Source organism: Paracoccus litorisediminis, from assembly GCF_009711205.1.
Lineage (GTDB): Bacteria > Pseudomonadota > Alphaproteobacteria > Rhodobacterales > Rhodobacteraceae > Paracoccus > Paracoccus litorisediminis.
In genome coordinates this window covers 1-7,486 of the sequence record NZ_WMIG01000046.1, presented here as the reverse complement: position 1 = coordinate 7,486, position 7,486 = coordinate 1, and the positions used below count along the sequence as shown (strand labels likewise).

The following is a 7,486-nucleotide window of genomic DNA, read 5'->3' as shown; positions in this document are numbered from 1 at the left end:
CATTGCCGCGCAAGGGCATCTGTGCCGCCTTGCCTTCGCCGGTCCAGGGCTTGCGCCATGCCGGGCTGCCCGCCTCAAGACTGGCAATGATGCTGTCGGTCACCTGCTGATAAAGATCGTATGCCATCCTCGGCCCTCCATTGATTTCGCGGCGTTGGGCCTCTCGCCCCCTCGTCCGCTTTGGGCGGAGCCTTTCCGTCTGTTCTCTGGAAAACCCCCGTGGTTTCCGGAGGGCAGAGCGGGAAGGGCAAAGCCCGGCCCGTGGCCCCGGCGCGGGCGGTCATGGGGCGCGGGACCGGGGTGGTGCGGCCCGCAGCGCAGGAGCGCGAGGACACGGCCCGGGTACGCGCCGACGCGCGTCCGCGCGGCGCTTGCCCATTGATCCGACCGCGCCGGGGATGCGAGGCGGACAGTTCTGGATTGGAAAAGACCGCGGTGCGGCGGTGAGCCGGGCCCTGGCCCGGTCGATCCGCCGCACCGACAATTTCCCGGCTCGGGCCGCGCTCTTTCGCGCGGACCTCATTGGTTCACTGAGGAAAGGTCCGCTGGAGACCAGCGCCACAAAGGCCACGGACATCGGTACTCCGGAGGTTACGCTTGCCGCCATGCCGGCGCTTCGCCGGCACTCACCCCTGGAAGGTCCATGACAGCGGCAATTTGCCGCCGGTTTCGAGGTAAAACCGCTGCAAGAATCCGCCAAGGAACCGCACAAGCGGTGGCCTCGTTGCGCTCATACAACTATTGCGTGCCTCAGAATCATGGAAAGGAAGCCAAGCGTTGCCCCTCGACAGCCAGACCAGCGCCGAAATCCTCACCAGCATCACCAGAGCCGCACAGTCGCTCAGCGAGCTCGATGCCGCGCTGCATTCCGCCGATCTCGCCAATCTGCAAGGCAAGGTGGCGTCGGTGATGGCCACAGAGATCGTGCTGCTGCGCCACCTCGCCACCAAGCTCTTTGATACCGATTTGCCGCATGATCCGGTCGAGATCAGCGAAGCTTTGAGTCAACTCTCTGTCGAGAGCTGAGCCGGGCACGTCAAAGCGTCTTTCGCGTTTCCGAGCGGTTGAGCTGCTCGCGACGCGCGGCCTGCATCGATCGTATCGCTGTGACAGCGTGGCAATCAGGTCCGATAGCCGCGCCTGTGTTTGGCGGCGGCAAGCCGCAGCAGCGCATTGATCGCCAGCCCCTCGTCGGCATGTGCTTCGCTCAATTGCTGCCCTGGCCTGCCGATCCGCCCCCATTGCCGCACCAGGCTGGCGCCGCCGAAAAGATCGGGCTCGACCGCGAGGCGATAGAAGCGCCACATATTGCGCTCGGGATCGATCCGCCGCAGCACCATCTCGCGCGGAAACACATCAATCTGATCTTCAAGATCGCGCATCGATGCCTGACCTCCAAGCAGGGCCAGAATAGCACCAGTAGGCATTTGTCGCCAAGGCGCTGAAATTTGGCTCTCTCTTACTTTATGGGTGCGGTGTAAGCGTTAACCGAACTGCGGCATAAACCTACTAGCCGATTATGGCTTTCTTCTTTGGGACACCAATCCCGAAGCGTTGCTTTCGGTGCCATGACGCGACAGCCCCGTGATTTGGCCTTCGATTTCGGTGCCCCACAATGAGCCGAGCAGGTCGGCATCGCGCGCGCCTGCCATGCCGCGCGAACGCACGGGATCCGCATTAGTCGCCCAGATCACAATAATTTTTCCGCGGGAACATCGCCGCCTTCCGCCTGTTGGACCCACAGCCGGGTGACACCGGAGACACGAGGAGATCGAGACATGAACAAGCTTTTTGCCACATCCGCTATGATCGCAATCCTGGCAGGCCCGGCTCTCGCACAAACCGCGCCGGAAACCGCGCCGCCCGCCACGACAGACGCCCCGGGGACCCCGATGCCGGCGGACAGCGCGGCGACAGCGCCCGCGGCCCCGGCTCCCGATGCGGCGGTCGCTCCAAATGACGCGACCACGACTGCGCCTGCGGCCGGATTCTCCTACATGGCCGCCGCTGGCGACATGTCTGCCGAAACCTTCATCGGGAAGCGTCTTTACACCTCGGAGATGGATGTCGATCCCGGTGCCCAGATCAATGAGGTGGACAAAGGCTGGGACAACGTCGGTGAAATCAGTGACCTGGTGCTCAACAAGGACGGCCAGTTGAAGGCGGTCCTTGTCGATGTGGGTGGATTCCTTGGCATGGGGGAAAAATCCGTGGCGGTGGCAATGGACCAGCTGCGCGTGATCCGCGACGGGGACTCTGAAAACGATTATTTCATCGTCTTCACCGCCAACAAGGCTGCACTGGAAGCCGCGCCGGCCTTTGAGTGGCCGGACATGTGACACTGGGCTTGCCAAGCTGACTTGATTGAAGGGATGAACATCCTCCGCTCCATCTTGGGGCGGAGGTCTTTTCTTCGCCTAGCGCTTTTTTGACCTGAGGAATCAAAGCATTCTGGCAAAGCGGAGCTTGCTGCATCCGGTTCGGCTGCAAAATGTGTCCCGCCGCGGTTGGAACAAACGCCCTCACATCAGGTTTGGCTTAAGGAAACGCAGGGACTTCCCGACAATCTGGAGGACTCAGTATGAACAGATTTTACATGATCGTCGCAAGTGGCGCGCTTGTCACATTCTCGTCGCTGGCCGCACAGGCCGACTGTGCAGCGGAGATTGCCAAACTGGACAGTGGAACATCAGGGCCGACTGAAGGCATTTCCAAGGACGGCTCTCTGGCCCCGCTGCAGGACGGCCCCGCCAGCACGCAGCAGCAGGCAACGGCCCCGCCAGAGAAACCATCCTCTGACGCCGTCGCAAAGGACGGCACGCTCGCACCGCTGGAAGGTCAGGGAACTGCTGACAAGACCGATCAGGCTATGTCGGCAGCCGACGCACAGGCGCAGCAGGAGGGCAAGCCCACTGCGGCCGCTGAAGCGTCGAAGGAATCGTCCCCGGCCACTTCGCTTGCGGAGGCACGCGCGGCCTTGGCCGCAGGCGATGAGGAAGCCTGCATGAAGGCGGTGGAGGCCGCGAAAGCCGGCTGATCACAATCTGCGCCAGAATGGGCGCATCTTGCGACCAGCGATAGTGTTCAGAGCCGAAACTGGTCCGGGTACGCGCTCAATCTGACCAGAGGATTGCCAAACCGAGCGGCCTCATGCCGCCCATGGCGGACAACCGCCCGCCGTGGTCTACTTCAACCAAATCGAAACCGACCAGCAGGGCAAGAGAGTAGCTCAGGAGCGCATTTCCATAAGCGAAGGGCAGCGACCCGCACGTTCTTCTTTCGAACTTGCCTCCCGCGAGCAACTTGGCCGATGGGTTAACCTGCCGCGTTTCGTAAAAGTGTCGCGGCATGTTATACGCCAACTATTACTTTGGGGAAGCACTGCACAGGCTGCAATCCGCGTCAGTCCCAACTGGCGTCAATCGGGGCGCGGATTCGACAGATCACCCCCGTCGGCTCATAGTCGAGCTCGACCTCGCCGTTCAGTTCGGCGGCCAGAACATCCTTGATCAGCATCGACCCAAAGCCAGTACCGGTCGGCTGGTTGACAGCAGGCCCGCCCGTTTCTTGCCAGATGAGTTGGAAATCCGCCCTGTTCGGACAATAGGTCCAGTCGATCGAAATGCTGCCCGTCGGCACGGACAGCGCGCCGTATTTCGCCGCGTTGGTCGCCAGTTCGTGCAAGGCCATCGACAAGGTGACCACCGCGCGCGGTGGCAGATGAAGGTCGGGACCGTCGATGTGAAAGCGCTCGTTCCCGAATGCGGAAACAACCCCGTTCACGACCGAGGTCAATGTCGCGCCCTCCCAGCTTTGCATGGTCAGCAGGTCATGGGCCCGGGCCAAGGCGCGCAGGCGATCCGAAAAGCCCCTGAACCTCTCGGGCTCAGCCGAACCGAAACTTTGGCTCGCGATGGCCTGCACGGTCGCGAGGACGTTCTTGACGCGGTGCTTGAGTTCACCCATCAGAACCGCTGCAACCGCTCGGCCTTTTTCCGACCGCCAATGTCGCGCGCAATCTTCGATGCCCCGACGATCCGGCCATTCCGGTCATGGATTGCCGACACGGACAGCGACACGTCGATCAACGTGCCGTTCTTGTGCAGGCGCTGGGTCTCATGCGTGTCAATCCGGGTGCCGTTCATGATTTGCGCCATGATCAGGTTTTCTTCTTCCGGACGATCCGGCGGCACAAGCAGGGTCACCGGCCGACCTAGGACTTCATGCTCGGCATAGCCGTAAAGCGCCTCGGCACCCCGGTTCCAGGCGGTGATCCTTTGATCCAGATCCATCCCCAAAATCGCATCGGTCGAGGATGAGACAATGGCTGACAGGCGCCGTTCCGCATTCAGGGCAGCGACGCGCTCGGTGGTCTCGGCGACGATGCACAGGACGGCGTGGATCTGGCCGTTTTCGTCCCGAATCGGCGAATAGGAAATATCGAAATAAACCGTCTCGACATAGCCGTGCCGGTTGATCTGGAACGGTCGATCCCGCGCCGAGACGGTCCTTCCAGAGGTTCTCACCTGCTTCAGCAACGGTTCCAGATCCGACCACAGCTCGGTCCAATGCTCGCGCGCGGGGCGACCCAGCGCGGTCGGGTGCTTGTTGCCGATGGTCGGGGCATAGGCATCGTTGTAAAGCGCGACGTAATCCTCGCCGGCAAAGATGACGATCTGGGCATGCGCCGGTAACGCAAGATCAACGGCCGCCCTCAGGCAGGCAGGCCATTCGTGCATCGGTCCCAGCGCACAGCTTGGCCAATCGAGAGCCGCAATCAACCGCGCCATCTCGCTCGGGTTCAGATCCAGTGCTGCAGCCATACGCATCCTCCCGCTCACTTTAGCGAGAGCATACAACGCATTTTAACGCAAAATCAGAAGATTATTCGGATCCATTTGGCCACGTCATGATCGACGCTAAGGCCATTGGTGGCAGCGGCCCAGATGATTGCACCAGTCCTGCGCAAGGCTGGTTTTTTCGGGTCGGGACCGGCTGGAACCTCTGCTTTTGCGCCACGTTGACCCACGCCCCTACCAAGCGAGCCCCATATGGCACCGCGTCTATATGAGGAGTTGGACAGCATCGCGCTGCACAGCGCCCGCACGATCGACATCGACATGTTCGTGCCCGCGGGCAGCATCGGTTGGATCTGGTATGACAAGCCGCATTACCTGATCCCCGACGACCGGATCGGGGTCGAGGCCTTCTCGGTCATCCGCGAGGCCATGGCGAAATCGGATATGGTCGGGATATCGCGGCTGGTGCTCTATCGGCGCGAACGCGCGGTGTTGCTGGTGCCGTGCGGGAAGGGAATTGTCTTGTGGACCCTGCGCTATGGCGATGAGGTCCGCCCCGAGGGCGATTATTTCGGCGGCCTGGACACGTCTTACGGCGATCCGGCGGCACTGAGGCTGGTGACCCGGCTGATCAAGGATCGGACCCGACCCTGGTCGCCCGAAATGGCCCACGACCCGGTTCAGGACCGGCTTCTGGACATCATCGCTGCCAAGAAAAAGGGCCGAAGCAAGCCCAAGACGACAAAGGCCCCAGCCGAGAAGCCCGGGAAAGGTAATTGCGGTGCAACGCAAAGGATCTCGTCACCACGGCCATTGCGGAGGCAATGGTCGGTTTCATTTGGACCATGCTCGGGCAGAGAAGCCGTTACAGGCCTGATCGCGGCCAACAAAGGAAAATGATCCGGCCGGGCGGAAACAAATCGTGGTGTCGCAGGTTAGAGCCGTTCCGGAACATCACTGACGCATCCTCAATGATGCCTGTGAGCCGAGCGAAAGGAACTCATGATGAATGATACCACTGGAGCACTGGTTTCGTCGGCCAATGTGAGTGGCACCGCAGTTTACGGCCGCGATGGCAGCCATATCGGCACCATCGACCACCTGATGATCGACAAGGTTTCCGGCAAGGTTGCCTATGCGGTGATGGGCTTTGGCGGTTTTCTGGGCCTTGGAGAAGAGCATTTGCCCGTGCCCTGGCACGCGCTCAGCTACGATCTCGCCATGGGCGGCTTCGTCACTGACCTGACCGAGGCGCAGGTGACCGGCGCACCCGCCCGAAGCGAAAACTGGGACCGGGACCGCGAATGGGAGACCCGGACCTACGACTATTACGGCATTCCGCCGTACTGGGTCTGAATGCCCCGCAAACATCAGCCAAGAGGAATTGACAATGGACCATACTCTGCATCAGCGGCTGAACGAGGCCGAGCTGACCGATGCCGCGCTTTCGGGCGCGACCATCTACGGACCCGAGGATGAGCGCGTAGGTACCGTCTCGCATCTGCACGGATCGGGGCCGGGCGCGCAGGCCGTCATCGATGTCGGTGGTTTTCTGGGCCTTGGGGTGAAGCCCGTCGCGATCGGGATCACGGAAATTGATTTCATGCGCGACGAGGACGGCGCTGTCCATGGCGTGACGCGCTATGGCAAGGAGGATCTCAAGGCTCTCCCGGAACATCGCCATTGACCTTTTCCGGCGGCACCGACCGGTGCCGCCACCACCTTGAGCAGGGGTTGAAAATGCCAGCCAAATCAAAAGCCCAGCAAAAGGCAGCGGGTGCCGCTCTGTCCGCAAAGCGCGACGAGACACCGAAAGGCGAATTGCGCGGTGCATCCAAAGAGATGGCCGAGTCGATGACCGAAGCCCAGCTGGAAGAAATGGCCAGCACCAAACGCAAGGGCAAGCCCGAGCATGTGAAACAGTGATGAATGCGAGGCCTAGCGAAAGGCAAACAACTCCTCGTCGGGATCACGTTTGTCCGAGAGCCGCGCCGCGATGATCTGGGCGGCGATCATGGAAAACGTGATGCCATTGCCGCCAAAGCCCATAACGGCATGGGCGCGGCTGAAGCCCGGAACCCTGTCGATGATCGGCAGGCCGTCGCTGGTATTGCCGAAGGGTGCAGCCCAGACATAGGCGGGTGAACCGATCTCGATTCCGCAAAGATTGCGCAATTTCAGCGCGATGCGCCGGGCTTTAGCATGCAGCCGCGCTGGGTCGCGATAGGCTTCTGGGTCGTCCATGTCTTCGCCGCCCGCGATGATCCGGCCATCACGTGCGCTGCGGAAATACAGGTAGGGCTCCGATGCCTCCCAAACCAGCGAGCGGTCCAGCCAGTCGGGCCGCGCGATGCGGGGGTGACTGGCCAGCGCCCAGGTCGAGGTGATGCGATGTGCACGGCTTTCCATCACCGGCAGGAATTCGTAACCGGTGCAAAAGACCACCTGCTCTGCGGTCAGCACACCGCCCTCGCGGGTGGCAAGGGTGGCGCTGTCGCCGGTTTCCGCCAGATCTGTAATTTCCACGGGCGAGGCGATCTCGGCCCCGCGCGCCTGCGCCACGGTTAGCAGGCCAGCGGTCAATTGCCCCGGATTCGCCGAGGCCGAGGCACCGGACAGGATCGCAGCGCTGCGGTCGATGCCGAAGCGCTGCATGAGTTCCGCTTGGTCTAGATAGTCGCACGCAA

The 7,486-nt window shown here is 61.8% G+C and carries 12 protein-coding genes; 7 read left to right on the top strand and 5 right to left on the bottom strand.

Going from position 1 to position 7,486, the window contains the following annotated elements; translation table 11 throughout:
• Nucleotides 1–127: ArdC-like ssDNA-binding domain-containing protein (locus GL300_RS25830; RefSeq protein WP_155042546.1), on the bottom strand; the 127-nt coding region annotated here is incomplete at its 3' end.
• A 650-nt stretch (nt 128–777) separates the two neighbouring features.
• On the opposite strand from GL300_RS25830, the gene GL300_RS25825 reads away from it, so the two are divergent.
• Complete coding sequence (locus tag GL300_RS25825; protein WP_155042545.1) at nt 778–1,026, top strand: hypothetical protein; 249 nt, start codon at nt 778–780, stop codon at nt 1,024–1,026.
• Between the two features lie 95 nt (nt 1,027–1,121).
• On the opposite strand, the gene GL300_RS25820 is transcribed toward GL300_RS25825, so the two are convergent.
• Entirely contained in the window at nt 1,122–1,382 is a 261-nt protein-coding gene (locus GL300_RS25820) for a WGR domain-containing protein (protein WP_155042544.1), read from the bottom strand.
• 396 nt (nt 1,383–1,778) lie between these two features.
• Between GL300_RS25820 and GL300_RS25815 the strand changes: the two genes are divergently transcribed.
• Together GL300_RS25815 and GL300_RS25810 are read left to right on the top strand one after the other, a co-directional pair.
• Complete coding sequence (locus tag GL300_RS25815) at nt 1,779–2,339, top strand: PRC-barrel domain-containing protein (protein ID WP_155042543.1); 561 nt, start codon at nt 1,779–1,781, stop codon at nt 2,337–2,339.
• A 257-nt stretch (nt 2,340–2,596) separates the two neighbouring features.
• Nucleotides 2,597–3,037 (top strand): hypothetical protein, encoded by a 441-nt coding sequence (locus GL300_RS25810; protein ID WP_155042542.1) that lies wholly within the window; start codon nt 2,597–2,599, stop codon nt 3,035–3,037.
• A 365-nt stretch (nt 3,038–3,402) separates the two neighbouring features.
• Here GL300_RS25810 and GL300_RS26555 read toward each other — a convergent pair whose 3' ends face one another.
• Together GL300_RS26555 and GL300_RS26550 are read right to left on the bottom strand one after the other, a co-directional pair.
• On the bottom strand, nt 3,403–3,966 hold the full coding sequence (locus GL300_RS26555) for a sensor histidine kinase (protein ID WP_211595415.1): 564 nt from the start codon (nt 3,964–3,966) through the stop codon (nt 3,403–3,405).
• Nucleotides 3,966–4,823 (bottom strand): PAS domain S-box protein, encoded by an 858-nt coding sequence (locus GL300_RS26550; RefSeq protein WP_211595413.1) that lies wholly within the window; start codon nt 4,821–4,823, stop codon nt 3,966–3,968. The genes GL300_RS26555 and GL300_RS26550 overlap by 1 nt, the downstream gene beginning before the upstream one ends.
• Before the next feature lie 228 nt (nt 4,824–5,051).
• On the opposite strand from GL300_RS26550, the gene ku reads away from it, so the two are divergent.
• From ku to GL300_RS25785, 4 genes are all read left to right on the top strand, one after another.
• Nucleotides 5,052–5,699 (top strand): non-homologous end joining protein Ku, encoded by a 648-nt coding sequence (gene ku / locus GL300_RS25800; protein ID WP_155042541.1) that lies wholly within the window; start codon nt 5,052–5,054, stop codon nt 5,697–5,699.
• Between the two features lie 105 nt (nt 5,700–5,804).
• Nucleotides 5,805–6,155 carry a PRC-barrel domain-containing protein gene (locus tag GL300_RS25795; RefSeq protein ID WP_370576990.1) on the top strand — a complete coding sequence of 117 codons (351 nt, stop codon included), beginning with the start codon at nt 5,805–5,807 and terminating at the stop codon, nt 6,153–6,155.
• Between the two features lie 34 nt (nt 6,156–6,189).
• Nucleotides 6,190–6,486, top strand: a complete 297-nt coding sequence (locus GL300_RS25790; RefSeq protein ID WP_155042539.1) for a PRC-barrel domain-containing protein — start codon at nt 6,190–6,192, stop codon at nt 6,484–6,486.
• A 53-nt stretch (nt 6,487–6,539) separates the two neighbouring features.
• Nucleotides 6,540–6,725 (top strand): DUF3008 family protein, encoded by a 186-nt coding sequence (locus tag GL300_RS25785; protein WP_155042547.1) that lies wholly within the window; start codon nt 6,540–6,542, stop codon nt 6,723–6,725.
• 12 nt (nt 6,726–6,737) lie between these two features.
• On the opposite strand, the gene GL300_RS25780 is transcribed toward GL300_RS25785, so the two are convergent.
• Nucleotides 6,738–7,486: NAD(P)/FAD-dependent oxidoreductase (locus GL300_RS25780; RefSeq protein ID WP_155042538.1), on the bottom strand; the 749-nt coding region annotated here is incomplete at its 5' end.